The organism is Lachnoclostridium sp. An196 (assembly GCF_002160135.1).
Lineage (GTDB): Bacteria > Bacillota > Clostridia > Lachnospirales > Lachnospiraceae > Hominiventricola > Hominiventricola avistercoris.
Map to the genome: position 1 here is coordinate 83,810 of NZ_NFJZ01000009.1, position 26,599 is coordinate 110,408.

24 protein-coding genes, 1 other RNA gene and 1 pseudogene are annotated in these 26,599 nt (G+C 52.1%); 15 read left to right on the forward strand and 11 right to left on the reverse strand.

The genetic code is table 11. The features are described from left to right. Positions 1–77 precede the first annotated feature (77 nt). The 7 genes from B5F29_RS11395 to B5F29_RS11425 form a co-directional block, all read right to left on the reverse strand. A complete protein-coding gene (locus tag B5F29_RS11395; protein ID WP_087154757.1) occupies positions 78–968 on the reverse strand; it encodes a hypothetical protein in 891 nt (296 codons plus the stop codon). Positions 969–983: 15 nt separating this feature from the next. Next, positions 984–1,637: a potassium-transporting ATPase subunit KdpC gene (kdpC, locus tag B5F29_RS11400; RefSeq protein ID WP_087154758.1), complete on the reverse strand. Its 654-nt coding sequence runs from the start codon at positions 1,635–1,637 to the stop codon at positions 984–986. Between the two features lie 17 nt (positions 1,638–1,654). Next, positions 1,655–3,718, reverse strand: a complete 2,064-nt coding sequence (kdpB, locus tag B5F29_RS11405; protein ID WP_087154759.1) for a potassium-transporting ATPase subunit KdpB — start codon at positions 3,716–3,718, stop codon at positions 1,655–1,657. A gap of 13 nt (positions 3,719–3,731) precedes the next feature. Continuing rightward, a complete protein-coding gene (locus B5F29_RS11410; RefSeq protein WP_087154760.1) occupies positions 3,732–5,507 on the reverse strand; it encodes a potassium-transporting ATPase subunit KdpA in 1,776 nt (591 codons plus the stop codon). 21 nt (positions 5,508–5,528) lie between these two features. Further along, positions 5,529–5,606, reverse strand: a complete 78-nt coding sequence (gene kdpF / locus B5F29_RS17305; RefSeq protein ID WP_087154834.1) for a K(+)-transporting ATPase subunit F — start codon at positions 5,604–5,606, stop codon at positions 5,529–5,531. A 262-nt stretch (positions 5,607–5,868) separates the two neighbouring features. Then, positions 5,869–6,567 carry a response regulator gene (locus B5F29_RS11420; protein WP_087154761.1) on the reverse strand — a complete coding sequence of 233 codons (699 nt, stop codon included), beginning with the start codon at positions 6,565–6,567 and terminating at the stop codon, positions 5,869–5,871. Beyond that, on the reverse strand, positions 6,560–9,241 hold the full coding sequence (locus tag B5F29_RS11425) for a sensor histidine kinase (RefSeq protein WP_242955650.1): 2,682 nt from the start codon (positions 9,239–9,241) through the stop codon (positions 6,560–6,562). Before B5F29_RS11425 ends, B5F29_RS11420 begins: the two co-directional genes overlap by 8 nt. Positions 9,242–9,412: 171 nt before the next feature. On the opposite strand from B5F29_RS11425, the gene B5F29_RS11430 reads away from it, so the two are divergent. The 3 genes from B5F29_RS11430 to pflA all read left to right on the forward strand — a co-directional run bounded on the left by B5F29_RS11430 (position 9,413) and on the right by pflA (position 13,351). Continuing rightward, positions 9,413–10,213 carry a PDDEXK nuclease domain-containing protein gene (locus B5F29_RS11430; RefSeq protein WP_330397603.1) on the forward strand — a complete coding sequence of 267 codons (801 nt, stop codon included), beginning with the start codon at positions 9,413–9,415 and terminating at the stop codon, positions 10,211–10,213. Positions 10,214–10,350: 137 nt separating this feature from the next. Beyond that, the gene (gene pflB, locus B5F29_RS11435; protein WP_087154762.1) at positions 10,351–12,603 is read left to right on the forward strand and encodes a formate C-acetyltransferase; all 2,253 of its coding nucleotides are present in this window, start codon (positions 10,351–10,353) and stop codon (positions 12,601–12,603) included. Continuing rightward, on the forward strand, positions 12,590–13,351 hold the full coding sequence (gene pflA, locus B5F29_RS11440; protein WP_087154763.1) for a pyruvate formate-lyase-activating protein: 762 nt from the start codon (positions 12,590–12,592) through the stop codon (positions 13,349–13,351). Before pflB ends, pflA begins: the two co-directional genes overlap by 14 nt. An 18-nt stretch (positions 13,352–13,369) precedes the next feature. Here pflA and B5F29_RS11445 read toward each other — a convergent pair whose 3' ends face one another. Next, on the reverse strand, positions 13,370–13,729 hold the full coding sequence (locus B5F29_RS11445; protein ID WP_087154764.1) for a metal-dependent transcriptional regulator: 360 nt from the start codon (positions 13,727–13,729) through the stop codon (positions 13,370–13,372). Positions 13,730–13,853: 124 nt separating this feature from the next. On the opposite strand from B5F29_RS11445, the gene B5F29_RS11450 reads away from it, so the two are divergent. From B5F29_RS11450 to ssrA, 11 genes are all read left to right on the forward strand, one after another. After that, positions 13,854–15,191: a vWA domain-containing protein gene (locus B5F29_RS11450; RefSeq protein WP_087154765.1), complete on the forward strand. Its 1,338-nt coding sequence runs from the start codon at positions 13,854–13,856 to the stop codon at positions 15,189–15,191. Next, on the forward strand, positions 15,188–16,666 hold the full coding sequence (locus B5F29_RS11455; protein WP_087154766.1) for an AAA family ATPase: 1,479 nt from the start codon (positions 15,188–15,190) through the stop codon (positions 16,664–16,666). The genes B5F29_RS11450 and B5F29_RS11455 overlap by 4 nt, the downstream gene beginning before the upstream one ends. Further along, the gene (gene yfcE, locus B5F29_RS11460) at positions 16,644–17,189 is read left to right on the forward strand and encodes a phosphodiesterase (RefSeq protein WP_087154767.1); all 546 of its coding nucleotides are present in this window, start codon (positions 16,644–16,646) and stop codon (positions 17,187–17,189) included. The genes B5F29_RS11455 and yfcE overlap by 23 nt, the downstream gene beginning before the upstream one ends. A 91-nt stretch (positions 17,190–17,280) precedes the next feature. Further along, entirely contained in the window at positions 17,281–17,667 is a 387-nt protein-coding gene (locus tag B5F29_RS11465) for a 4Fe-4S binding protein (RefSeq protein ID WP_087154768.1), read from the forward strand. A gap of 165 nt (positions 17,668–17,832) precedes the next feature. Then, positions 17,833–18,675: a basic amino acid ABC transporter substrate-binding protein gene (locus B5F29_RS11470; RefSeq protein WP_087154769.1), complete on the forward strand. Its 843-nt coding sequence runs from the start codon at positions 17,833–17,835 to the stop codon at positions 18,673–18,675. Positions 18,676–18,706: 31 nt separating this feature from the next. Continuing rightward, positions 18,707–19,393 (forward strand): amino acid ABC transporter permease, encoded by a 687-nt coding sequence (locus tag B5F29_RS11475; protein WP_087154770.1) that lies wholly within the window; start codon positions 18,707–18,709, stop codon positions 19,391–19,393. Next, entirely contained in the window at positions 19,383–20,120 is a 738-nt protein-coding gene (locus B5F29_RS11480; protein WP_087154771.1) for an amino acid ABC transporter ATP-binding protein, read from the forward strand. The genes B5F29_RS11475 and B5F29_RS11480 overlap by 11 nt, the downstream gene beginning before the upstream one ends. Positions 20,121–20,188: 68 nt before the next feature. After that, entirely contained in the window at positions 20,189–20,425 is a 237-nt protein-coding gene (secG, locus tag B5F29_RS11485; RefSeq protein ID WP_087154772.1) for a preprotein translocase subunit SecG, read from the forward strand. 69 nt (positions 20,426–20,494) lie between these two features. Next, entirely contained in the window at positions 20,495–22,630 is a 2,136-nt protein-coding gene (gene rnr, locus B5F29_RS11490) for a ribonuclease R (protein ID WP_087154773.1), read from the forward strand. A 7-nt stretch (positions 22,631–22,637) separates the two neighbouring features. Next, on the forward strand, positions 22,638–23,105 hold the full coding sequence (gene smpB / locus B5F29_RS11495; protein ID WP_087154774.1) for an SsrA-binding protein SmpB: 468 nt from the start codon (positions 22,638–22,640) through the stop codon (positions 23,103–23,105). A gap of 88 nt (positions 23,106–23,193) precedes the next feature. After that, positions 23,194–23,533: a transfer-messenger RNA gene (ssrA, locus tag B5F29_RS11500) on the forward strand. 513 nt (positions 23,534–24,046) lie between these two features. On the opposite strand, the pseudogene B5F29_RS17310 reads toward ssrA, so the two are convergent. From B5F29_RS17310 to B5F29_RS11520, 3 genes and pseudogenes are all read right to left on the reverse strand, one after another. Beyond that, positions 24,047–24,961: pseudogene (locus B5F29_RS17310) on the reverse strand (recombinase family protein); the annotation flags it as partial. A gap of 4 nt (positions 24,962–24,965) precedes the next feature. Next, the gene (locus B5F29_RS11515; RefSeq protein ID WP_087154775.1) at positions 24,966–25,400 is read right to left on the reverse strand and encodes a hypothetical protein; all 435 of its coding nucleotides are present in this window, start codon (positions 25,398–25,400) and stop codon (positions 24,966–24,968) included. 5 nt (positions 25,401–25,405) lie between these two features. Beyond that, entirely contained in the window at positions 25,406–25,834 is a 429-nt protein-coding gene (locus B5F29_RS11520) for a helix-turn-helix domain-containing protein (RefSeq protein ID WP_162608413.1), read from the reverse strand. A 163-nt stretch (positions 25,835–25,997) separates the two neighbouring features. Between B5F29_RS11520 and B5F29_RS11525 the strand changes: the two genes are divergently transcribed. Continuing rightward, positions 25,998–26,597, forward strand: a complete 600-nt coding sequence (locus tag B5F29_RS11525; RefSeq protein WP_087154777.1) for a hypothetical protein — start codon at positions 25,998–26,000, stop codon at positions 26,595–26,597. Positions 26,598–26,599: the final 2 nt, after the last annotated feature.

Below are 26,599 nucleotides of genomic sequence, written 5' to 3' on the forward strand. Positions count from 1 at the left end.
ACAGCTATCCCGCTTGGCACAACACATCCGTCTGCGCTGTTGATTTTGTACAAACATAACAGTAAGTCGTGTTAAAGTCAGACATTTAACGGGAATAGAAGCTTGAGAAAAACGCGCTGAGCGTTTTGCTCGCTGTTAAAACTGAAGTATCGCCTCTCGCCGCTCCCATCGTATAGCTCAAACTCTGATTTGGATATTTTCAAGGCGTACTCCAGTTGGTTCAGGGCTGCATATACGGCCAGCTCCCATTCGATTCGGCCGTTCAGCTCCTGTGCGGAAATCCTGTCATAGAGCCATGCAAATTCCTCATAATCAATTCCATTTTCCAAGAATTGCAGCCAGAGTCCGACCTTCTGCGGGAAGGATAACACATCCAGGTAGTCCTGCTGTTCCTGATCTTCTGACAGATTCCCATAACAGTAGCAGGTACTCTGATGTAGCCATGGGATGTACTCCCGTTCAAATGCCTCGCGCAGATCCCAATCTGCCACAAGAATCCCGCTCTGCCAGTCCATATGCTGACAGAGCAAGTTCACCATCGCGGCGTCCTCTGTGTTGGCACATTCAATTCGCAGGCAGAGAGAACGGATACTGTCCGCATAGCGGCCTGAAATCGTTTTTTGAACCGCATAGAATTTCCCGTTTTGCTGGTCCAGCAACAATGCTACCGTTTCCTGTGAAGAAAGTTCTGTGCCAAAGATGCCGATTTTCCATTTTGGTCGGAGGGCAATCAGATACCCGCCAAATGTCTGCCAGAAATCCTGCTCGGAAAACGCAAAATTGCGAAAAAGGATATAGAGGCTATGCGCATCTTTTTTAATTCCAACGCTGGTGACCGGCGTAGCCTGCGCCCAAGTGCAAAGGTCGCACAGAAATTGCAACAGGAGTTTCCGTGTAATGTTATCCTTAAAATCGGGAACGGGGATTTCTTCCCGCTGCGATTCTTTGAAATAGTGCATCTCCTCCATAGCCGTCCACCTCTGTCACAGAATTCCCATCCGCTGTGCGATCTCGATATTGACTTTGAGCACATTGACAGTCTCCTCGCCAAAGACGCCAAAGACTTTGCCCTGGGTATTTTCTGACACGATATCTTCGATCTCTTCCTCTGTAAGCCCGGACGCTTCAGCGATCCGGGGGATCTGTATTTCGGCGGAAGCCGGGGAAATGTGCGGATCCAGGCCGGAACCGGAGGCCGTCAGCAAATCGGTGGGGATATCCTCCCGCTTTACGCCAGGATTTTTCTCCAGAAATGCCTTGATGTCCGCCTCTACGCGTTCGGTCAGCGCCGGATTGGTCGCCGCGTAATTGTTGGAACCGGAACCGATTCCGGGAAATTCCGTGCCGTCATTGTAGTACAGCTTCCCGTCCTCCCCTTCCACATATACATTGTAGTGATACGCGGAGGGACGGCTCCACATATAATAATCCTCGGTAAATTCCTGGCCGACATATTCAGCGCCCACCGTTTGCCCGTTGACCGTGAGCAGATTCCCGTCTGCCTGGTGAGGGAAAATCAGTGCGGACAACCCTGTCAGCAGGCCGGGGAACAGCAGGCCGCAGACCAGCATCAGAATAACCGTAACGCCGATTGTTTGACGTGCGCTATGTAATATGCTTTTAACAGATTCTTTCATCACATATCCACCTTCCCTTAAAACTCAACCATACCGATTGCCGTAAGCATCGGAGCAATCAACGTATCAATAATCTTGATTCCGACAAACGGCGTGATGACGCCGCCGAGGCCGTAAATCAGCATATTCCGTGCCAGCAGTTTCCCGGAGGACATAGGACGATACTTTACGCCTTTCATGGCCAGGGGAATCAGGCATGGGATAATAATGGCGTTGAAGATCAGCGCCGACAAAATCGCACTGTAGGGTGTCGCCAGGTGCATGATGTTCAAAACACTCAGCTGCGGGATCGCCATCATAAACATGGCGGGGATGATAGCGAAATACTTTGCAATATCGTTGGCAATGGAGAAGGTCGTCAGGCTGCCCCGCGTAATCAGAAGCTGCTTACCGATCTCCACGACCTCCAGAATCTTTGTGGGGTCGGAATCCAGGTCCACCATATTGGCAGCCTCCTTGGCTGCGGTGGTACCGCTGTTCATGGCAAGGCCCACATTCGCCTGCGCCAGCGCGGGCGCGTCGTTGGTGCCGTCGCCGGTCATGGCAACGATTTTGCCCTCTGCCTGCTCTTTTTTGATGACGTCAATCTTATCTTCCGGCTTGCATTCAGCAATAAAACCGTCCACGCCCGCTTCTTTGGCGATAGTCGCTGCGGTCAGCGGATTGTCGCCGGTACACATAATGGTCTTGATGCCGATGGCGCGCAGGCGCTCAAACCGCTCCACCATGCCGGGCTTCACAGTGTCTTTCAGATAGATAACACCCAGAATTCGGTTGTTTTCACAGACCGTCAGCGGCGTACCGCCAAGGCTGGAAATTTTGTCAACCTGCTCATGCAGGTCGGCGGGGATCATACCGCCCATAGACTTTACATACTGCTCAATGGCTTCGGCCGCACCCTTTCGCACTTTTGTGCCGTCGGGCAGATCCACGCCGCTCATCCGGGTCTGCGCAGTAAATTCAATATATGCAGCGCCCGCCGCGTCCTGGCTCGTATCGCCCAGATGCCGGGCAAGCTCCAATGTGGACTTGCCCTCCGGGGTATCGTCATGCAAGCTTGTCAGGGCGGCGCAGCGGATCAGTTCGCTGCGGGAAGCGCCTCCCACGGGGAAGAAATCGGCGGCCAGGCGGTTGCCGTAGGTAATGGTGCCGGTTTTATCCAGAATCATGGTGTCCACATCGCCGCAGGCCTCCACAGCCTTGCCGGACATGGCGATGACATTGAACCGGGTCACGCGGTCCATACCTGCAATGCCGATGGCGGAAAGCAGGCCGCCAATGGTCGTCGGGATCAGGCATACGCAAAGAGCGATCAGGGTAGAAGTTTGCAGCTGTACGCCGGAATACAGTCCAATCGGATACAGCGTTACAATAACGATCAGAAAAATGATGGTCAAAGAGACCAAAAGTGTATTCAGCGCGATTTCGTTGGGCGTCTTTTTGCGGGAAGCGCCTTCGACCAGAGCGATCATGCGGTCAAGAAAGCTGCTGCCCGGGTCAGAGGTGATGCGGATTTTCAGCCAGTCGGATACGATCGTTGTGCCGCCGGTCACGGAACAGAAATCGCCGCCGGATTCCCGCACCACCGGAGCGGACTCACCCGTGATGGCCGACTCGTCTACCGAAGCGATGCCCTCAATGACTTCTCCGTCGCCGGGGATGATCTCGCCCGCCTTTACCATGACGACATTGCCTTTTTTCAATTCGCTGGACAGAACGGTTTTCTCCGTGCCGTCCTCCAGCAACAGACGGGCCTGCGTATCCTTCTGCGTCTTTTTCAGACTGGCGGCCTGCGCTTTTCCCCGTCCTTCCGCCACTGATTCTGCGAAGTTTGCGAACAGGACGGTAACAAACAGCACCGCACAGACGATCATATTGTATGCTCTCAAATTTGTACCCGAACTGACATCCCCCAAAAGGCCCGGAAAAAATGAAAGTACAAGTGTGATAAAAAAGCCGATTTCCACAACAAACATGACGGGATTTTTCATCATGTAAACAGGATTCAGTTTTGTAAAGGAACCGATAACTGCCTGGCGTAAAATTGCAGGCGTGACCAGCTTCTGATTCTTTTTGCTCATGGTAAATTCCTCCTTATGCCCAAAGGGTCAAATGTTCGGCAACAGGGCCAAGCGCCAGCGCCGGGAAGAAGGTCAGCGCCGCAAAGATGTAAACGACAAACACCAAAATGACGGCAAAGCTCATGGTATCGGTATGAAGCGTACCTGCCGATTCACTGACAAACCGCTTTTTCATCAGAGATCCCGCAATTGCAAGCTGCAAGACGATCGGGAGGTAACGGCCGAAGAACATGACAAGACCGGTGGTAATATTCCAGAACAACGTGTTGTCCGCCAGGCCTTCAAATCCGGAGCCGTTGTTGGCTGCCGAAGACGCGAATTCATAGAGCACCTGCGAAAGCCCATGGTAACCGGGGTTGGTGATACCGGCCAGACCGTCCGGCGTAGCTACCGCCAGCGCAGAGAACGTCAGGATCAGCAGCGGGTGAATGATGATGCAGAGGGCCGCCAGCTTCATCTCCCGGCCTTCGATTTTTTTGCCGAGATACTCCGGCGTGCGTCCGATCATCAAACCGCAGATAAAAACGGCCAGGATCGCATAAGTGATCATATTCATAAGACCAACGCCCTTGCCGCCGAATACCACGTTGAGCATCATGTGGAGAAGGGGGATCATGCCGCCCAACGGCGTGAGCGTGTCGTGCATATTGTTGACCGTACCGGTCGTGAAAGACGTCGTTGTGGTTGTGAACATCGCGGATTGGGCGATACCAAACCGCACTTCCTTGCCTTCCATGCTGCCCATGGACTGTGCCAGCCCGACTTCTGCCAGCGCCGGGTTGCCCTGGCTTTCCGCCCAGAAGCAGACCCCCAGCCCAATCAGAAACAGGATTCCCATTGCCGCGAAGATGCTTCGGCCTTCACGGCCAAAGATTCTTGCCGTCAGGCTTTCCCGACCTTCGATTTGGGGGATCGCAGCGGCTGCATCATCTGCGACAACCGCAGCCGCCAGATCCCGTTTGCGGTCCCGAACCATCTTGCCGAAGGTGATCACACAGGCTCCGGGAAGGAGCATCATGGAATACAGCTCAATCAAGTTGGAGATGATGGTCGGGTTTTCAATCGGCGTAGCCGAGTTCGCGCCCAAAAATCCGCCGCCGTTTGTGCCGAGATGCTTGATAATTTCCAGCGCCGCCACAGGCCCCATAGCAATCACCTGTTTTGTGCCTTCAATGGTATCCACCACCACATTCCCGGAAAAATTCTGCGGCACGCCCTGCCATACCAGCAGCAGGCCGCCGATAATGGAGAACGGAAGCAGCACGCGGGTCGTGATGCGAACCAGATCGACAAAGAAGTTTCCGACGTTATCCTTCGTCCTGCCTGCCAGGCCGCGGATGAATGCGATGCAGGCAGCGTAACCGCTGGCGGCGGATACAAACATCATGAATGTGATGACCAGCATCTGCGACAGATTGGACAGCCCCGACTCGCCGGAATAGTGCTGCAAATTGGTATTGGTCATAAAGCTGATGATGGTGTTAAAGGAAAGGGATTCCTCCATCGCTCCGATCCCATTGGGATTGAACAGGCCAATACTCTGAATTCTCAGGATTATGTATCCCAGCAGAATCATAATCCCATTGGTTATCACCAGAGAAACGGCATATTTCTTCCAGTTCATTCCATTTTTGGGATTGACGCCGCAGACTTTATAAATAGCGCCGTCCACCCGGTTGAATACCGGATCGGCAAAGGTATGTTTTCCGGCGGCAATATGATACACGTAAACGCCTGCCGGGATGACCAGAATCAAATAGATGAGAATGGTCAAGGCAATTTGTAACATCTGATTTTCCTCCTACTGGACTTAGAATTTTTCCGGGTGAAGAAGTGCATAGACCAAATAAACACCCAGCAGTAAAATGATGATTCCTAAAACAATCATGATTTCCCTCCTTACTCGCTTTTATCCACCTGCTTCTGGCACCAGCCGATCAGCAGGATAATGGAACCGATACAGCCTGCCAACACTGCAAGCATGATACAATCCATCATAAAGGTTCCCTCCTCTCCGCTTTTCTGGAGAGAATCTTACCATATAAACCGTGAAGGTGTTCTTAACATTTCCGGGCAAGGATTAAAAGCATATAAAGGCCCGCCAAAACAAAAAGCCGCCCGCAAAAGCGGACGGCTCTGGAACGCAGAGTCTATTGACGGATCATCCTGTAACCAACGCCAATGTGGGTCTGAATATACCTGGGGGCAGATGGGTCACGTTCAATCTTTTTGCGCAGGGTGGCCATAAAAACGCGCAGGGAAGGGATATCGGCGGCAAGGGCAGTTCCCCACACCTCTTTCAGGATATAGTTGTGGGTCAGCACCTTACCCGTGTTTTTTGCAAGTACGCACAGGAGTTTGTACTCAATGGGGGTGAGGTGGATTTCTTTTCCCCCCATATAAGCGCATCCCGCCGCATAATCAATCCTTAATTCCCCGTTCTGATATAGGGAGGACTGGGCCGGCTCGGCAGTCTGATCGGTTCGGCTGCGGCGCAGGGCCACGCGAAGCCTGGCCAGAAATTCATCAATGCTGAATGGCTTTGTCAGGTAGTCGTCTGCTCCAGCGTCCAGCGCATCCACCTTGTCCTGATCTTCGCTCCGTGCGCTTACAATAATAATGGGCACGCTGCTCCATCCGCGCACCTTGCGGATAATCTCCACACCGTCCATATCGGGCAGCCCCAGATCCAGAATGATAACATCGGGGTTATAGGAGACGGCGTCCAGGAGCGCGCCTGCGCCGTTTTTGGCGGTGTGGTACTGGTATTCCTGTGTATCCAGCGTGGTTCGGATTAAATTGGTGATGGCAGCGTCGTCCTCTACCACAAGAATTTTGGGCTTATACATTTTGAATTTTCACCTCCTCCAAGGGCAGTGTAAAAGAGAACACTGAGCCATGGGGCTGGTTGTCATGAACGGTAATAGACCCGCTGTGCGCCTCTACAATGGATTTGCACAGGCTTAATCCCAGCCCAAGGCCCCGGCGGCTGTCCGCCCCGGCGCTGCCGGTGTTCACTGTATAGAACATATCAAACAGCCGTTGTTTGGCTTCGTCGGATATGCCCGGGCCGTTGTCAGCAATTTCGATGCGGACCATGCTGTTTTCCTTTTTTGCCGACAGGCAGATATCCGAACCTTCAGGCGTATACTTGACGGCGTTGTTCACGATATTGATAATGACCTGTACGATCAGGCGGGCGTCCATATTGGCCATCAGCATATCGTCCTCAAGTTCTACGCGAATCTCGTGTTCCGCAGCCCTGCGATCCACATGGGAAAGCGCTTCATGGAAAATGTCGCCAATCAGCTCTGCGTCCCGCCGCAGCGGCAGGGTCCCGTTTTCGATTCGGGTGATGGAAAGCAGATTCTCCGTCAGGTTGACCAGCCACATGGAATCGTCATAGATGGAACGGTACATTTCCTGTTTTTTATTTTCATTCAGAGAAACGCTTTTTTCCATCAGCATACCGGCGTTGCCGCTGATGGCGGTCAGCGGTGTGCGCAGATCGTGGGAAATGGCCCGCAGCAGGTTGGCCCGCAGCTGTTCACGCTGGGTTTCCATCTCGGCGGCCTGCTTTTCAGCGCGCAGTTTGCGGCGCTCCAAAATCAGGCCGCATTCGTCCAGCATGGCGATCATCAGGTTTTTTTCAAAAGTATCCAACGGCGGATAAAACTTGGATGGTATGCCGACCACCGCCATGACCTCCTGATTGCCCCGGACGGACAGATACAGATTTTGCGCATGAGAAAGGGTGCTGGTCGTAGCGCCCGCGTGCTTATCGTTTTTGGCGACCCATTCCGCCACCCCAAGCTCTTCGGCAGTCAGCCTGCCCATGGTCTGTTCTGATTCAGAGGCTGGGACCGCATGAAATCGGAGCTGTCTATCCTTTTCCAGCAGTGCATACAACACTGGACGTCCCAGAAGAGATTGGAGCTGCTGCGCGGCAATCCGGATGATTTCCTGTTCGCTTTGGCCCTGCTGCATTTTTTGATTGCTGCTCATCAGGAGTTCCATATAATAGGCCCGTTGAGCAGATTGCCGCCCCTGCCTTTTCACGCGGGTAGCCAGAGAGCAGGAAAGACAACTTGCCAGCATCATCACTAGAAAGGTGACCGGGTAGTTCGGGTCGAGCGCTGTCAGGGAAAAACGCGGAATTGTAAAGAAAAAGTTAAAGGAGACTACGCTTAGTAGTGAAACCAAAACCCCGTAGAAATACCCGTTCGTCCAAACCGCTGTGAGCAGAACCCCCAATAGGTAGACAATGATGATGTTCGCTTCACGCAGGCCGAGTTCATAAAACAAAAAACTGATCCCCGTAGCGGCAAGGGTGAGCAGGAGGGATTTCCCTAAATCCTTCCAATCAAATTTCTGTTCCGGTTTGCGAAGCAGTGCCCTTTTTTTCTTATATAGAGGTTGGACATCCGGAATGATATAGACGTCCACATCCTCCATCCTGCTGGTAAGCCGGTCCACCAGCGGCTTGCTTTTCATAAAAAGGGATGCAGAGTGGTTTGTGCGCCCCAGCACGATTTTTGTGACGCCGCTTACCTTGGCATATTCGGCGATTTGCACAGCCGGGTCGTCCCCATACACGGTGGCGATCCGCGCTCCCAACTGTTCAGCCAGACGCATATTGTCCCGCAGGCGTTTCAGGTTTTCGCCCTTCAGATCCCTGGTCTCGGGAGTTTCTACAAACAGCGCCGTGAATCCGCTGTGAAAGGCCTCAGCCATGCGGGCTGCCGTGCGGATCACCTTTGCGTTGGATGGCGCACTGGAAAGGCAGGTGAGAATGTGTTCCCCGGCTTTGGCGGCAGTCTCATTTTCCGCTTTCTGGGCTTTTTTGCTTAGTTGGTCAGCGGTGCGGCGCAGCGCAATTTCACGAAGGGCCGCCAGATTATCCCTTGTGAAGAAGTGATTCAAGGCACGGGAAGCCTGCTGCTTCTGGTAGACTTTTCCGGATTGCAGCCGCAGGATCAAGTCGTCCGGCTCGATATCCACTAATTCTACCTGGTCGGCGGAGTCAAAAATCGAATCAGGGATACGCTCGCTGACGGCAATATGAGTGATGGAGGCCACCAGATCATTCAGGGATTCCAGATGCTGAACATTAACGGTGGTGTACACACTGATACCGGCTCGCAGCAGTTCCTCCACATCCTGATATCGTTTTGAATGGCGGCACCCGGCAGCATTGCTATGGGCAAGCTCATCTACCAGCAGGATATTGGGGCGGCGCTGTAAGGCGGCATCCAAATCCAGCTCCTTGAGGGAGATTCCCTTATATTCAACTATTTTTTCGGGCAGCTGTTCTAGCCCTTCCAGCAATGCCAATGTATCGGGGCGGGTGTGACGTTCAATGTAGCCCACAACAACGTCTATCCCTCTGTTTTGAGCCTGGTGAGCGGCCTCCAGCATAGCATAAGTCTTGCCGACACCCGCAGCATATCCAAAAAAGATTTTTAAATGTCCTTTTTGAAAAGCTCCTGGGCGGTATTGATTTTGCGCCTGATAATTTTCCAACCCTGCATCCCTCCCCGCCTGTTACAATAAATTTGTCCTCTAGATAATTTATTATAGCATAAGAGACCTTGTTATGCCATAAAGATGGCAAGACTGACATTAAGACGAAATTAAGATACCCATGGGACATGAGGTGTAATTTACCCTTGACAAATCTCTTTCCATTATTACATCAGATTTTATCAATATTTTCCTGATGAGCAGATTGTGAACGCATGCGTTCACAATCTTAACTGGACACATATCAGAAGTCTTCTTCGTGTTTCAGATGAAAATGCGCGTTATTGGTATATGAAAGAGGCTGTTGATGAGAACTGGAGTTCGCGAACCTTAGATCGTAATATCAGTACGCAATATTATTATCGGCTTCTTCAGACACCGAAAAAAGCTGCTGTAATTGAAGAAATGAAACAGAAAACGGCGCAATTTCAGAAGAATCAATTTGAATTGATCAAAAGTCCGGTAGTTGCAGAATTTCTTGGCTTCAAAAATGAGGACACTTACTTGGAGGGTGATTTGGAATCAGCCATTCTTTCGCATATCAGAGATTTTTTGATGGAATTGGGCAGAGGATTTGCTTTTGTTGCCCGTCAGCAGCATATTGTGACGGAAACATCGGATTATTATCTGGATCTTGTATTTTATAATATCGAACTCAAATGTTATGTCCTGATTGATTTGAAGATGGGGAGGATTACTCATCAAGATGTAGGACAGATAGATATGTATGTCCGTATGTACGATGATTTAAAGAGAGGACAAGGAGATAATCCGACCATTGGAATATTATTGTGCTCAGAAACGGATGAAGATATTGCCAGATATTCGGTTCTTCATGATAATGATCGATTATTTATGTCAAAATATTTGACTTATTTACCCACGAAAGAGCAGTTGAAAGCGGAAATTGATCGACAAAAAGAAATTTTTTTCATGCAGCATTCAACTTTGCAAATGAACGAAAAAGAGTAGATCTTTTATCAGCTGTAATAATTGTCCGCACTGAGAAAAATTCCCATCTCTTTCCCCTTGCATTTCCTATATGATATGTTATGATAGAGCAGAGTTAGCATAAGCTAACCAAAATATGGAAATAAGGAGGATGCAGGATGAACGACTGGAAACAGTGGGATGGATTCGAAGGACGTCTCTGGAAAGAAGAGGTCAACACCAGAGACTTTATTCAGAAGAATTACCAGCCTTATGACGGGGACGCTTCTTTTCTGGAAGGTCCCACGGAAGCGACCGACAGGCTGTGGGGTATTTTACAGAAATTACAGAAGGAGGAGCGTGCCAAAGGCGGAGTGCTGGACATGGATACGGATGTGGTTTCCACGCTGACTTCTCACGGCTCCGGCTACATCAGTGAAGAGACGAAAGATCTGGAAAAGGTGGTGGGTCTTCAGACGGACAAGCCGCTGAAGCGGGCGTTTATGCCTTTCGGAGGGATCCGTATGGCGGAGGAGGCATGCCGGACTTACGGTTATGAACCCAGCCCGGAGCTCCATAAGATTTTCAGCGAATACTGCAAGACGCACAATCAGGGTGTATTCGACGTCTATACGCCGGAGATCAAGAAGGCACGCCATAATAAGATCATCACGGGGCTGCCGGATACTTACGGACGGGGACGGATCGTAGGCGATTACCGCCGGGTGGCTCTTTACGGCATCGATTATCTGATGGAGGAGAAAGCCAGGGATTTAGCCAACTGCGGGGATGGAACCATGACCGACGATGTGATCCGTCAGAGAGAAGAGATATCCATGCAGTACCGGGCGCTGGGAGAGATGAAGAAGATGGCCCGGATCTACGGATATGATATTTCCAAACCGGCGGCGGATGCCAGGGAAGCGGTGCAGTGGCTGTATTTCGGATATCTGGCGGCGATCAAGACGCAGAACGGAGCCGCCATGAGCGTGGGACGCATCTCCACCTTCCTGGATATCTATATCCAGCGGGATCTGGACAGGGGTATCCTGACAGAGAAGGAAGCGCAGGAACTGATCGATCATCTGGTCATGAAGTTCCGCATGGTGAAATTCGCGCGGATCCCGTCATATAATCAGCTTTTTTCCGGCGATCCGGTGTGGGCGACGCTGGAGGTGGCGGGAACCGGCGTGGACGGACGTTCCATGGTGACGAAGACCGACTTCCGGTTCCTCCATACACTGGAAAATATGGGACCCAGTCCGGAACCCAACCTGACGGTTCTCTATTCCTCTTCTCTGCCGGAGAATTTTAAAAATTATGCGGCGGATATCTCAATCCGTACCAGTTCGGTGCAGTATGAGAATGACGATGTGATGAAGCCGGTATGGGGCGACGATTATTCCATCTGCTGCTGCGTGTCCGCGACCCAGACAGGAAAAGAGATGCAGTTCTTCGGCGCTCGGGCGAACCTGGCCAAGTGCCTGCTTTATGCCATCAACGGCGGCGTGGATACCAAGTCCGGAGAGCAGGTAGGCCCCGCATACCGTCCGATTACTTCTGAATATCTTGATTATGATGAAGTGATCGAAAAATATGATCAGATGATGGACTGGCTGGCAAGACTTTATGTCAATACGCTGAACGCCATTCAGTATATGCACGATAAATATTATTATGAAGCGGCGGAGATGGCGCTGATCGACACGGATGTGCGAAGGACCTTTGCCACCGGCATCGCGGGATTTTCCCATGTGGTGGATTCTCTGAGCGCGGTCAGATATGCAAAGGTGAAAGTGATCCGGGATGAACGGGGGCTGGCGGTGGACTACGAGACGGAAGGAGACTTCCCGCGTTACGGCAATGATGACGACCGGGCGGATGATATTGCCGTATGGCTTCTGAAAACGTTCCTGGATAAGATTAAACGGTGCCATACCTATCGGGATTCAGAGCCTACCACATCGATCCTGACGATTACTTCCAACGTGGTGTACGGAAAAGCCACCGGCAGTATGCCGGACGGCCGCAAAGCGGGAGATCCGTTGGCTCCCGGCGCCAATCCCAGCTATCATGCGGAGCAGAACGGCCTGCTGGCTTCCCTGAATTCGGTGGCGAAGCTGCCCTACGAGTGGGCATTGGACGGGATCTCCAATACGCAGACCATCAATCCGGACGCTCTGGGACATGCGGAAGAGGAACGGATCCGCAATCTGGTCCAGGTAATGGACGGATATTTTGATCAGGGAGCGCATCACCTGAACGTAAATGTGTTCGGAAGAGAGAAACTGATCGACGCCATGGAGCACCCCGAGAAAGAGGAGTATGCCAATTTCACGATCCGGGTGTCCGGCTATGCGGTGAAATTTATCGATCTGACGAGAGAGCAGCAGATGGATGTGATCGCGAGAACCTGCCATGCAAGGATCTAGTGTGGAAGGATATATTCATTCTATAGAGACGTTCGGCCTGGTAGACGGGCCGGGCGTCCGCTTTGTGGTCTTTTTGCAGGGATGTCCCATGCGGTGTCAGTACTGTCACAATCCTGAGACCTGGAAGATGAAAGAGGGAGAGCTCTGGACGGCAGAAACTCTGTTTGCCAGAGCCTGCCGGTACCACAGGTACTGGAAGGGAAAACGGGGAGGAGAAGTGACCGGAGGAATCACCGTGAGCGGCGGCGAACCGCTTTTGCAGATGGAATTTGTAACCCGTTTTTTCCGGCTGGCGAAAGAACGGGGAGTGCACACGGCGCTGGACACATCCGGGGCTTTGTTTTCCATGAAAGATCCGTTCCGGGGAAGATTTTGTTCTTTGATGGAGGTGACGGATCTGGTGATCCTGGATCTGAAAGAGATGGACAGTGAGAGACACCGGATACTGACGGGGCATGGAAATGAAAATATCCTGCAGATGGCAAAGACTTTGTCGGACATGGGGAAAGATATGTGGATCCGCCATGTGCTGGTGCCGGGAGTGACGGACAGCCGGGAAAGCCTGCTGGCACTGAGAGACTTTCTCGGGACACTGGAGACGGTACGAAGAGCCGAGATCCTGCCATATCACACCATGGGACAGATAAAATGGGAGCAGATGGGACTTCCTTATGCCCTGGACGGAGTGCGCCCTCCGTCGGAGGAAGAAGTCCGCCGGGCAGAAGAACTGACAGGCATGCGCGCGTAGAAAAACAGCTTCCCGGGATTACCTGGGAAGCTGTTTGATCTTTTCAAAGCTCTCGTCGCTGATTACATGCTCCATGCGGCAGGCGTCTTTCTTGGCGACTTCTTCGTCCACGCCGATGGAGATCAGGAACTGGGACAATACCAGATGACGCTCATAGATTTTCAGGGCGATGGAGAGACCGGAACCGGTCAGCATCAGGTTGCCGTGGTCGTCCAGCGTCACATATCCATTCTCGCGGAGGCGCTTCATCGCCACGCTGATGCTGGGCTTGCTGTAGCCCAGATGATTCGCCACATCGATGGAACGCACGTTTCCTAATTCTCTGGAAAGGACCAGGATGGCTTCCAGATAGTCTTCCGGCGATTCCTGCATTTTCATAGATGAATTCCCCCTTTCTGTATTTTAAGTGTTATTATTCGCACTGCAATCAGTAAGTCAAGCATAACACAGGAAATCCCGGAATGCAATTGCAAATCCCGGAGAAACAGGGTACAATGGGCGTATGAAATCTGAGGAAAAAATATTTGTCCGGGAAGTGCTGAAGCTGATCCGGGGAGACCTGCAGACTGTTTTCCCTTATCTTGGCGAGGCGCTGGCGTTTCCGGAATGGAAAGAGACGGCGGGGAATCCGGGGACGGACGGTCTTAGTCTGTACTGGAATCCGGCGGAGGTTCTTGCGCAGTTTCGCAAAGATACAGAAAGTCTCCGGCGCGTCTATCTGCATCTTATCTATCATAACCTTTACCAGCATCCGCTGCGAAGGGCGGAGGAGGAGCAGTCCGTCTGGGACGCCGCCTGCGATCTGATGACAGAATACCGGATTGACCGCCTGTATCTGGAGGAGGCCGGCAAGACAATCCCCGGGGACAGAAGCAGGGTGTACCGGACACTGAGAAAAAACGGCGGCCTTTTTTCCGGCAAGAAGCTGCTTTCCTGGCTGTCTTCACGGACGGCGGAAGAACTGGAGCAGTTAAGACTGCTTTTTGGCAGAGACAGTCATGAATACTGGCTTTCCGGTATGGATGACGATGCAGGGGAAGGCGCCGGATCATTGAGGCGGGAGCGTATGCCGGATCAGGCGGACGCCGGACAGAGAATCAAGGCGCTGCATCGCTGGAGAACGATTTTTGAACAGCTTCCCGTCAGGGAGGCGGAGCACCGGAGACAGGCGGGGGGAAGCGCCGGATCAGGGGATGTTTCCATTGTCCTGGAAAAAGAACGCGGGCATGATTTCCGCCGGTTTTTGAAACGCTTTGCGGTGCAGAGAGAAGAAATGTGTCTGGATATGGACAGTTTCGACTATATCCCTTATGATTACAGCCGGAGAATGTACGACCGGCTGGTTTTTCTGGAACCGCTGGAGTACAGAGAGATGAGGAAGCTTCAGGAGTTCGTGATCGCTATCGACACGTCCGGTTCCTGTTCGGGAGAGATTGTCCGCAGCTTTCTGGAGGAAACCTGGGAGATTTTAAGCGAGCGCGAAAATTTTTTCCGGGAAATGGAGATTCACATTATTCAGTGTGACTGCCTGATTCAGGAGCATGTGAGGATCACCTGTGAAGAGGAGTGGAAGGAGTACCTGGAGCATATCCGGATCAAGGGACATGGAGATACGGATTTCACGCCGGTTTTCCGGCTGGTGGACCGGCTGGTGAGTGAAGGAGATCTCCGGAACCTGAAAGGCCTTTTGTATTTTACAGACGGGGATGGCGTCTACCCTTCGGAGGCGCCCTCCTATGATACGGCTTTTGTATTTTTAAATGAAAAATTACGGAAAGGGAAGGCTCCTGACTGGGCGATTTCCCTGACCCTGGACCGGGAATTGGAGAGACGGGAATGAATATAGAAGAAGCAAAAGAAGAGATTATCCGGAGTGTGCGCGCCTATACCGCGAAAGACGCATACGGATGCAGCCGGATACCGGTGCCGAAACAAAGGCCGCTGCTCCTGATAGGACCGCCCGGTGTGGGGAAGACCGCGGTCATGGAGCAGGCGGCCGACGCATGCGGAGTAGGACTTCTCGCTTATACCATGACGCATCATACCAGACAGAGCGCGGTAGGGCTCCCTCAGTTGGCAGAACAGGAATATGAGGGAAAGAAATACACGGTGACAGAATACACCATGAGCGAGATCATCGGTGAGATCTATACGTATATGAAACGTACTGGATACCGGGAAGGGATCCTGTTCCTGGACGAGATCAACTGTGTGTCAGAGACTCTGGCTCCCACCATGCTCCAGCTCCTTCAGTATAAGACTTTTGGAAATCACCGGGTACCGGAGGGCTGGATCATAGCCGCCGCGGGAAATCCGAAAGAATTCAACCGTTCTGTGCGCGATCTGGATATGGCTTCGCTGGACCGGGTCCGGGTGATCCAGGTAGAGGCGGATTTTGGAGTCTGGAAAGATTATGCGTGGAAAAAAGGCGTGCATCCGGCGGTGCTGTCCTATCTGGAGACACATCCGGAGCATTTTTACCGGGTGAACCAGGAACATGGAAAAAGGGAGTTCGTGACCGCCAGAGGATGGGAGGACCTCTCGGTGGTGCTTACGGAATATGAGCGGCAGGGGATGGAGACGGGCAGAGATTTTATGGCCGGATTTCTCCGCTGCCCGGAGATCGCCGGCGATTTTGCCTCTTATTATCAAATGTACTGCTCTATGACCGGAAAATACCGGATCGCGGAACTGGCGGACGGACGGCTTGAAGCTGCGGAAACGGATGCGCTGAAGGCATCTCTTCAGAATGTTCCGGCAGACGCCCGGTGCGTGTTTATCAGACATCTTCTGGCGGCAGCCGGCGCGCAGATGACGGAATACGGCAGGCGGCGCAGATATCTGTCCCGGAGGCAGGAGGTCCTGGAACAGTACCGGAGCAGACAGGGAGACGGGCAGGACGCGGAGGATTTTCTCAGGCAGCGGGCGCATGCTCTGAAGGTCAGGAAAGAAAACGGTCTGTTAAAGCCGGGCGAAGAAGGCCTGGAGCGCCGGGTGGATGACAGCCTGAGAGAGATCCTGTACGGTCCGGGAGATGACTCTGATATCGGAAAAGAGACGGAAGATCTGAAAAGGCAGAAAGAGGAGATTCTGAAGAACCTGAACCGGCTGACAGATTTTGTCAGAGACGCGTTCGGGGAAGACCTGGAACTGGCGGAATGGCTCCGGGGAATCGAAAACCACGGGGACGCGCATGCTCTGGGATTTTCCAGGCCGGAATACGCCGTACTCCTGGACCGTAAAGGACAGGAGGCGGCTCTGAAAGAAAAAATAAAAACATTGGAGGAACAATATGAAACTGCTGATTGCATCTGATATTCACGGTTCTGCATATTATTGCAGGAAACTGCTGGAAGCTTATAAAAAGGAAGAGGCGGACAAATTGATTTTACTGGGGGATATCCTGTATCATGGCCCCCGGAATGATCTGCCCGAAGAATATGCGCCCAAAGAGGTGATTGCCATGCTCAATCCCATGAAGCAGGAAATCCTGTGCGTACGGGGAAACTGCGATACGGAGGTTGATCAGATGGTGCTGGAATTCCCGATCCTGGCGGATTATGGTTTCCTGTACGAAAGGGGACGCATGATCTTCCTGACCCATGGACATGTGTTTAACGAAAACCATCTTCCGATGCTGAAAAAAGGGGATATCCTGCTCCACGGGCATACCCATGTGCCCGTATGCAGAGAGCATGAGGAGTATATTTATATGAATCCAGGCTCCGTATCCATTCCGAAAGAAGGAAGCGAGCACAGCTATATGACGTACGAAGACGGAATATTCATTTGGAAGAATCTGGACCGGGAAGCGTATCTGGAGTATCGGGTCGGTTAATAATTGCTGTCGATAATTGTTGAATTTGCCGGTGGAATTTCGTATAATGACTTTATACGATAAAAAGTCTCAAATACGGAGGAACATCGACATGAAAAAACTGACAGTTAGAAAAGACAAAGAGTGCATGGCCTGTCTGGCGTGTGTACAGGCCTGCTCCGAAGCCTTTTACAAGGTGATGGATCCGGGAAAATCCTGTATCCAGATCGTGGAAAAGAACGGGGTTGTAAAACCGTCTGTCTGCGTGCAGTGCGGAAAATGCGCGAAAGCCTGCGAAGCAGGAGCGATTACCCAGAACGCAAAGGGCGTGTACATGATTAACAAAAAACTCTGTACCGGCTGCGGCAAATGTGTGGAGGTCTGTCCGTTCCATGTAATGGTGAAAGCAGAAGATTCACCGGTAACGAGCAAGTGTATCGCATGCGGTATATGTGCAAAAGCCTGTCCGATGGATGTACTGGAAGTCGTAGAGAAATAAACCGGAGATACCGGATTAAAGGGGCCGTCCTGATGTGACAGCCCTTTTTTATGCAATTTTTTTGAAAATATATTCAGAAAAAGACTTGCATTAACGGAACTTTGCATTATAATAAAATAGGTTTATGAGAATTAAAACCAGTTCAAAGTGAGGAGAATGATGATTATGAAAAAGAAAGTAGTAAGTGTGATGCTGTGTGCAGCCATGACAGCTGCAGTGCTGGCCGGCTGTGGAAGCAGCAGTGCTGAGACCGTCTCAGAGGATACATCGGCAGCTGCGGAAGAAACTGAGGATGTAGCTGCGGAAGAGACCGCAGAGACCGCCGAGGCTGATACAGAGGAAAGCGCGGGCGGAACCCTGGTAATGGGTACCAACGCAGAGTTCCCGCCGTATGAGTATTATGAGGGACAGGAGGTTGTCGGAATCGATGCGGAGATGGCTGCGGCAGTAGCTGAGAAGCTGGGGATGGAGCTGAAAATTGAGGATATGGCATTTGACTCTCTGATTCCGGCGCTTTCTTCCGGTAAGGTAGATATCGTGGCAGCAGGTATGACTGTAACAGAGGACCGCCTGGCTTCTGTAAACTTCTCTGATACCTATGCGACCGGTATTCAGGCAATTATCGTAACAGAAGACAGCGACATTGCATCCGCAGACGATCTGGTCGGAAAGACCATTGGCGTTCAGCAGGGAACTACCGGAGACTTGTATGCGACAGATGTGGAAGGCGCTACGATCGAGCGCTATGCGAAAGGTATGGAGGCAGTGCAGTCTCTGTCCCAGGGCAAGATCGATGCGGTGATCATCGACAACGAGCCGGCAAACGTATTTGTGTCTGAAGTAGAAGGACTCAAGATTCTGGATGAAGCATTTGCAACCGAAGATTATGCGGTGGCAGTTGCGAAAGACAATGAAGAACTTCTGGAGCAGGTCAATACCGCTCTGGCAGAGCTGAAAGAGGATGGAACTCTTCAGGCAATCGTTGACAAATATATTACGGCTGAATAATCAGCCGGCTGATACAGGCAGAGGATAAATCATGAGTTTTCAGGAACATTTTTATTTAAACTTTATTAAAGATAACCGTTGGCTGTATATTTGGGACGGACTGAAAATAACGCTGACGGTGACGTTGTTCGCTACGCTGCTCGGTATTGTAATTGGTTTCGTTATCGCGATTATCCGATCTACACATGACCGCACGGGTAAGTTTAAGGTGCTGAATTTCATCGCCCAGATTTATCTGACTGTGATCCGGGGAACGCCGGTGGTAGTACAGCTGATGATTATTTATTATATAATCTTCGCATCAGTGGATATCAATAAAGTGATCGTGGCCGTGCTGGCGTTCGGTATCAACTCAGGGGCGTATGTGGCAGAGATCTGTCGTGCCGGTATTATGTCTATCGATATCGGCCAGCTGGAAGCGGGGCGCAGCATCGGTTTCAGCTACGCCCAGACTATGTGGTATATTATTCTGCCCCAGGCGTTTAAGAATATCCTGCCTGCATTGGGCAACGAGTTTATTGTGCTCCTGAAAGAAACGTCCGTATCTGGTTACATCGCGCTGCAGGATCTGACAAAGGGCGGAGATATTATCCGAAGCCGTACTTATGATGCTTTCTTCCCGCTGATTGCCGTGGCTTTGATTTATCTGGTGATGGTTATGATCTTTACCAAACTGGTATCCATGCTGGAAAGGAGGCTGAAGCAGAGTGAACGATAATGTGGCGATCCGTGCAGAGGGTGTCTGCAAAAGCTTTGACGGAAAAGGTGTTCTGAAAGGAATCGACCTGGATATTCATAAAGGTGAAGTGGTCGTGATCATCGGCCCGTCCGGTTCGGGAAAGAGTACATTTCTTCGATGCCTGAATATGCTGGAAGTTCCGGATGCAGGACATATATGGTTTCATGATGTGGATATTACCGAGAAGAAAGTGAACATTGACCATCATCGTCAGAAGATGGGCATGGTGTTCCAGCACTTTAATCTGTTCCCGCATATGGATATTTTGAAGAATATGACCATCGGCCCGGAGAAACTGCTGAATCTTCCTAAAGAAGAGGCGGAAAAAGAGGCTATGGCTCTTCTGGAGCGCGTAGGTCTGGCGGATCGGGCGCATTCTTATCCCAGTCAGCTTTCCGGCGGACAGAAGCAGAGAATCGCTATCGTGAGAGCCCTCTGCATGAAACCGGAAGTGATGCTGTTTGATGAACCTACATCTGCGCTGGATCCGGAGATGGTAGGTGAAGTGCTGCAGGTTATGAAGGATCTTGCCAGAGAGCATATGACCATGGTGGTTGTCACTCATGAGATGGGATTTGCCAGAGAGGTGGCGGACCGGGTAGTGTTTCTGGACGACGGGATCCTGATGGAGCAGAATCGACCGGAAGAATTTTTCGGCAATCCGCAGAATGAGCGTTTAAAAAGCTTCCTTGGAAAAGTTTTATAAAAGCCGTGGTTGAAACTGCTGTCGGTTTGTGTTAGAATACAACTGTTTGACACGTAGGAGGTGTGAAAATGGGAATTCTGAGAATCGTACTTACGGTTGTCTTTGTATTAGTCAGCATTGCGTTGGTAGTGCTTGTTCTGATGCAGGAAGGTAAATCAGCAGGTCTGGGTGCGATCGCAGGCGCGGCGGAGACATACTGGGGCAAGAATAAGGGACGTTCCATGGAAGGGACTCTGGTAAGACTTACAAAGATTCTTGCTGCGGCGTTTATTCTGCTGGCAGTGATTTTGAATCTGAATTTTTAAAACGACTGGATTTTGGGCACTCTTGTATTGACAAGGGTGCCCATTTTGTTGTTCTAGGGAGGTGAAGGGATGACGCAGGAAGAATTAAAACAGAAAAAAGAAATGGTATACGGATTGATCTGCAGCGATTTCTATGTGCCTATGAAGATCAAGGAGATGGCGATTTTTCTGCAGGTTCCGAAAGAACGGCGCCAGGAACTGCAGGAGGTGCTGGACGCGCTTCTGCAGGAGGGGAAGATCGAAGTGTCGCAGAAAGGGAAATATCAGAAGAGCAGAGGCGTATTCCTGACGGGAGTCTTCACGGCGCATCCCAAAGGCTTCGGCTTCGTGTCTGTGGACGGTATGGAGGAGGATGTGTTTATCCCTGAGGATCAGGTCCACGGCGCCATGCATCAGGACACGGTACAGATCACGGTGAAACCGGGACAGAGCGGGAAACGCCGGGAAGGCGCGGTGAACCGGATCGTAAAGCGCGGAACAGACCGGATCGTCGGACTTTATCAGGAGAGCAGGAATTTCGGGTTCGTGATCCCGGACAATGAGCGGTATACCCGGGATATCTTTGTGCCGAAAGAAGATTCCGGAGGAGCCGTGAACGGCCACAAGGTAGTGGTGGAACTGGTCTCCTACGGGACGGACAGAAAGAGTCCGGAAGGGAAGGTCGTGGAGATCCTGGGCCATATCAGTGACCCGGGTACAGACATATTGTCCATTGTGAAAGGTTACGATCTTCCGGTAGAATTTCCCGAGAAAGTCATGCGCCAGGCGGAGCGGGTGCCGGAGCGGATCAGTGAGGCGGACATGCAGGGACGGACGGATCTGCGGGATGTGCAGATGGTGACCATTGACGGCGAGGACGCCAAGGATCTGGATGACGCGGTCTCTCTGGAGATGAACGGCGGTCAGTATATCCTGGGCGTCCATATCGCGGATGTGGCAAATTATGTACAGGAGGGGAGCGCGCTGGACAGGGAAGCGTTTGAGAGGGGAACCTCCGTGTATCTGGTGGACCGGGTGATTCCCATGCTGCCGCGCCGCCTGTCCAACGGGATCTGTTCCCTGAACGAAGGACAGGACCGGCTGGCTCTTTCCTGCATTATGACCATCGATCAGAAGGGCAAAGTGCTGGACCATGTGATCGCGGAGACGGTGATCCGTGTGGACCGCAGGATGACTTATACCAGTGTGAAGAAGATCCTGGAGGAGCAGGACGCGGAGGAATCTGCCCGTTATGAGGAACTCGTCCCCATGTTTCAGAGGATGCAGGAACTGGCCGGGCTGCTCCGGGCGCGCAGAAGAGCGCGCGGTTCCATCGACTTTGACTTTCCGGAGACAAAAGTGATCCTGGATGAGAAGGGAGAGCCGGTGGAGATCCTGCCCTATGACCGTAACACGGCCACAAAGATCATCGAAGACTTTATGCTGATCGCCAACGAGACCGTGGCGGAGGACTATTTCTGGCAGGAACTGCCGTTCGTATACCGGACTCATGAAAATCCGGATCCGGACCGCATGAAAAAGCTGAGCACATTTATCAATAATTTCGGTTACTCTATCCGTTTCCGGGAGGATGAAGTACATCCCAAGGAACTTCAGAAACTTCTGGAGAGACTGGAAGGGACTCCGGAAGAGACGCTGATCAGCCGGCTGACCCTGCGCTCCATGAAGCAGGCGAAATATACGACGGAGTGTACCGGACATTTTGGCCTGGCAGCCAGATATTACTGCCATTTTACTTCTCCGATCCGCCGTTACCCGGATCTTCAGATCCATCGGATCATCAAAGACTCCCTGCGGGGCAGGATGAATCAGGAGAAGATCGAACACTACCGTAAGATTCTGGATGAAGTGGCGAAACAGTCCAGTGAACGGGAGCGCCGGGCAGACGAGGCGGAACGGGAAACGATCCGGCTGAAGAAAGCGGAATATATGAGCCGGCACCTCTGGGAAGAATACGACGGCGTGATCTCCGGAGTGACCGGATGGGGATTATACGTGGAACTGCCGAATACGGTCGAAGGCTTGGTGCATGTGGCCTCTTTACAGGGAGATTATTTTGAGTATAATGAAAATGCATACGAGATGGTCGGCCAGCGTACCGGAAAGACATACCGCCTGGGGCAGACAGTCCGGGTGCAGGTGGTAAAAGCGGACCGGACGACCCGGACCGTAGATTTCGAGCTGGCAGAACAACAGGAAGAGTGAGGAATTCATGGGGAAAGACAGTATTAAACTGATAGCGAACAATAAAAAGGCGTATCACGATTATTTTATAGAAGATACCTATGAGGCGGGGGTGGCTCTCCACGGAACGGAGGTGAAATCCCTGCGCATGGGAAAATGCAGCATCAAGGAATCTTTCGTGCGCATAGAAAAAGGAGAAGTGATCGTCTACGGCATGCATATCAGTCCGTATGAAAAAGGAAACATTTTCAATAAAGATCCGCTACGGCCGAAGAAGCTTCTGATGCACCGGTACGAGATCAATAAGATCACCGGGAAGATCGCGGAAAAAGGGTACACGCTGGTGCCCCTGCGGGTTTATTTCAAAGGCAGTCTGGTGAAAGTGGAGATCGGCCTGGCCCGCGGCAAGAAGCTCTACGACAAACGGCAGGATATCGCGAAAAAAGATATGCGCCGGGAGGCGGAAAAAGAGTTCAAGGTGCGGAATCTGTACTAAACACTTGACATTTTCGTGCCCAGCGTATACTATGAAGTGACAGCGAGACGATGAGATTTCTTCAGCATATCTGACTTTACCTGTTTTCGGGCTTGTAAAGGTTTCGACGGGGGTTTTGAAGTTGGAGCAGCCATCCGAAGGTACCGCGTAAGGTGCAAACTTAAATATAAACGCTGAAGATAATTTAGCAGTCGCTGCCTAACGGCAGCTGTCTGACGCAGAGCACCTGCACTTTGCGGCCCAGGCATCGACGATGCAGGAAACGACATATGCTAAGCTTTGCGCATATGGGCGTATCATGAAGCTACTGAAGCCGTAAGCCTGCCGGTTGGCGTACGGCGGAGGGAATGTCAAATAAGCGGCTGTGATGGGAGATACTGCAATGGATGGGCTTTCGGACGCGGGTTCGATTCCCGCCAGGTCCAGTAATCGGGCCGTACTCGAACACTCGAGTGCGGTCCTTTTTCTCTGATATTGTAGAAGATCAGAGCCTCATTGTTGCGGAGCTCGACTCGGGCGATGAACGTGTCAACCAACCGAGCGCGGAAGTCGTCATCCGTGACGTCTCCGACGCGGAAGGAGCGCAGCCAGGCCTCGACCACCTCATGGGTGAGTCGGGGTCTTTTTATTTCTGCCCGCTGGATCTCCAGCACCAGCTGCTCCTCCTCTTCCTCCAGGGCAGCCAAACGAGAGACCAGGCCACGGGCCCCGCCTTCTTCTATCGCGTCCAGCAAGTTCCGCTGGCGCTTTTGGTTTGAGTCAAGACGCCGACGCAATCCCACCACGGGATCGTCGGCGTTTTCCTGTTCCTGGACTTCCAGGATCCGGACGGTCAGCTTCTCGATCATCTCATCGGTCAGCATATCGTTCACCGTGGCCAGGATGATCGCGTCCTCCAGATGGTCCTTCGGGAACGGCTTCAGCTCGCAGGCCTTCCCACGCTTTTTGTCTCCGCACTTGTAATACCGGTACACCTTCCCCAGCTTCCCGGTGCCGGCCTCTGCATTGATCATCGAGCCGCAGTACCCGCAGAACATTTTACAGCTCAGCAAATAGTTCACCTTCGCCCTCCCTGCCGCATTGTTGCGGCTCGTTTTGAAATGCTGGGCCGCCTCCTCGAAGGTGGCCTTGTCAATGATCGGCTCCACGTTCAGCTTCACGTCCTGGATGTAGAACTCGCCCAGGTACTTCTCATTCCGCAGCATACGATAGACGACCGCATTGGAGACCGGCTTCCCGCGCCGGCCCATGATCCCGCGGTCGGCGAACAGCTGGACGATGTCCCGGATCTGGCCGCCGGCGATGTGGAGCTTGAACGCCTCCCGGACAACTGCCGCCTCGCGCTCATCCACGACGATGTGGCGCTCGGCGTCTACTTTGTAACCTATCGGCAAAGACTGGCCGCAATACTGGCCCTTCTTCGCCGTTTCTCTCATGCCTCTGATGACCTTCTGACGCAGGTCGGCGGAGTAATACTCGGCCAGGCCTTCCAGCACGCTCTCCAGGATGATCCCCTCCGGGCCCTCCGGAACGCTCTCCCGGGCGTACATCAGCTTGACGCCGGCCCGCTTCAAGGTCATTTTTCCCATGGCAATGTCCTGGCGATCTCGGCCGAAGCGGTCGATCTTCCACACCAGGACGCAGTCGAAGCGCCCCTTCTCCGCGTCGCGCAGCATCCGCTGGAGCTCGTCGCGGCCGACGACGCTCTTGCCTGAGACCTTCCGGTCTGCATATATCTCTATGATGTCAATGCCGTGCTCCTCAGCATACTGCTGGCAGTCGGCAACCTGGCCCTCGATGGACTGCTCCGTCTGGCGTGGGCCAGGTGAATATCTCGCATAAATGACGCCGCGCATGGCATCAACCTCCGATCTTCTTTAGTGCTTCATCGTGTAGATCCTGGACCAGCCTGGCGTTCTCGTCAGACATCCGGAAGAAATAAGGCTCCAGAGAGGTCTGGAACTTCTCGAACTGGCCGCGCTTCCCCTTCTCTGTCTTCACTTTTTCGGCGTTTAGCATCGCCTTCTGGAAGCAGCGAAGGATAAAGTTCCGGGTGGCAGCTTCCTCCTGATCTCTGGCCATCCGTAGCACCTCGGCGGGCTTCGTGCCCTTCATCTTGACATACTTCGACGCCACGGTCAGCTTTTCCGCCAACTCTTTCAAACTATCATACTCCGTAAAAAATGCATCTGGATCCGTTGTCCTGTTTACAATGTCCCTGGCTTTTTGCATATCCCTTAGCCAGATCGGAGCAATCAGCTCCGCGTTTTTCTTTTTCTCACTGCGCCCGAACATAGCCATCAGCCTCCGATCTTCCGGGACTTTCTCATAATACCACCGAGGAGAAGATCCAAATATACCGCCATCTGAGACTCTAGCTCTTTTATGTCATTTTCTGTTATCTCATAGTCGGCTCCCTCATAGGACAGAATAACATCCCCCTCTGTAGTGTATGTCAAACTGTACCCAATGACAGCCATTTGTTGCTCCACGCAATAGCTGAAGCTGTTCCGAGCCCGCTCTTCCGTCCAACCCGTCAATGCCTCTTTAGTTGTGCCAAGGGCGGCAGCGAAGGCCTCGATCCTGGACTGCGGAAGATCTACGAGACCGGCCTCTATTTTTGCTATCATAGATTTATCAGCATATCCCAGCTTCTCCGCAAGATCCGACTGGGTCATTTTTAACTCTTTACGACGAGATTTAATATTTTTATGAATGGTCTTCAACATATCAATCGCCTCCCATGCGTATCGTATCATAAAAATGAAATAAATTCAACATTTTTGAAAAATACACTTGACATTTATTTTTGACTCTGCTATGCTTATTCACGAAAGTTGAATTAAATGCAACTTCCAAACAAGAGAACACACCACCGATAGGAGGACACACATGAACACTTACAAGATCACCTTCACCCGCGAAAACGGGACCCAGGGCACCGACCACTTCGCCGCCATCAACGAGCGCCAGGCCCGCAAAGACTTCGGCGAGTGCTACCGTCACAGCACGGCCACCATCATCAGCATCGAGCTGGCCAGCACCAATACCCCGGCCACCAAACAACAGGAGCGCGACACCCTGGAGAAGATCCGGAAGATGGTCGAGCAGCTGGGCCCGGACTCCTACCTGGCCACCGCCTTCGAGGGCTGCTTCGACCTGGCCGCTGAGAACATCGACAACGACTGGGCCTGCTCCATGGCTGACCGCGCCCGCAGCGCTGAGAAGTGCGTCGCAGAACTGGAGGATAAGCTGTCCGAGGCCGTGAAGGACTACGAGGCCGCCCATGCGGTCGCCGAGGAAAAGGACGCCGAGATTGCAAGGCTGAAGGATCAGCTGAAGCAGATCCAGGAGACCGCCCGCTGGAATGGCCAGAGATGTGATGAGGAAGCGACCGCCGCTGGAGAGGCCCAGCGTCGTGCTGAGACCGCCGAGGCCGAAGTCATCCAGCTGAAGGCTAAGCTCTACGACCTGCTGGTCGCCGGGAAGTAAGG

Coding starts and splice junctions, on each gene's coding strand:
- B5F29_RS11395 (WP_087154757.1), bottom strand. CDS start 968: ATGGAGGAGATGCACTATTTCAAAGAATCGCAGCGGGAAGAAATCCCC.
- kdpC (WP_087154758.1), bottom strand. CDS start 1,637: ATGAAAGAATCTGTTAAAAGCATATTACATAGCGCACGTCAAACAATC.
- kdpB (WP_087154759.1), bottom strand. CDS start 3,718: ATGAGCAAAAAGAATCAGAAGCTGGTCACGCCTGCAATTTTACGCCAG.
- B5F29_RS11410 (WP_087154760.1), bottom strand. CDS start 5,507: ATGTTACAAATTGCCTTGACCATTCTCATCTATTTGATTCTGGTCATC.
- kdpF (WP_087154834.1), bottom strand. CDS start 5,606: ATGATTGTTTTAGGAATCATCATTTTACTGCTGGGTGTTTATTTGGTC.
- B5F29_RS11420 (WP_087154761.1), bottom strand. CDS start 6,567: ATGTATAAGCCCAAAATTCTTGTGGTAGAGGACGACGCTGCCATCACC.
- pflB (WP_087154762.1), top strand. CDS start 10,351: ATGAACGACTGGAAACAGTGGGATGGATTCGAAGGACGTCTCTGGAAA.
- pflA (WP_087154763.1), top strand. CDS start 12,590: ATGCAAGGATCTAGTGTGGAAGGATATATTCATTCTATAGAGACGTTC.
- B5F29_RS11445 (WP_087154764.1), bottom strand. CDS start 13,729: ATGAAAATGCAGGAATCGCCGGAAGACTATCTGGAAGCCATCCTGGTC.
- B5F29_RS11450 (WP_087154765.1), top strand. CDS start 13,854: ATGAAATCTGAGGAAAAAATATTTGTCCGGGAAGTGCTGAAGCTGATC.
- B5F29_RS11455 (WP_087154766.1), top strand. CDS start 15,188: ATGAATATAGAAGAAGCAAAAGAAGAGATTATCCGGAGTGTGCGCGCC.
- yfcE (WP_087154767.1), top strand. CDS start 16,644: ATGAAACTGCTGATTGCATCTGATATTCACGGTTCTGCATATTATTGC.
- B5F29_RS11465 (WP_087154768.1), top strand. CDS start 17,281: ATGAAAAAACTGACAGTTAGAAAAGACAAAGAGTGCATGGCCTGTCTG.
- B5F29_RS11470 (WP_087154769.1), top strand. CDS start 17,833: ATGAAAAAGAAAGTAGTAAGTGTGATGCTGTGTGCAGCCATGACAGCT.
- B5F29_RS11475 (WP_087154770.1), top strand. CDS start 18,707: ATGAGTTTTCAGGAACATTTTTATTTAAACTTTATTAAAGATAACCGT.
- secG (WP_087154772.1), top strand. CDS start 20,189: ATGGGAATTCTGAGAATCGTACTTACGGTTGTCTTTGTATTAGTCAGC.
- rnr (WP_087154773.1), top strand. CDS start 20,495: ATGACGCAGGAAGAATTAAAACAGAAAAAAGAAATGGTATACGGATTG.
- smpB (WP_087154774.1), top strand. CDS start 22,638: ATGGGGAAAGACAGTATTAAACTGATAGCGAACAATAAAAAGGCGTAT.
- B5F29_RS11515 (WP_087154775.1), bottom strand. CDS start 25,400: ATGTTCGGGCGCAGTGAGAAAAAGAAAAACGCGGAGCTGATTGCTCCG.
- B5F29_RS11520 (WP_162608413.1), bottom strand. CDS start 25,834: ATGTTGAAGACCATTCATAAAAATATTAAATCTCGTCGTAAAGAGTTA.
- B5F29_RS11525 (WP_087154777.1), top strand. CDS start 25,998: ATGAACACTTACAAGATCACCTTCACCCGCGAAAACGGGACCCAGGGC.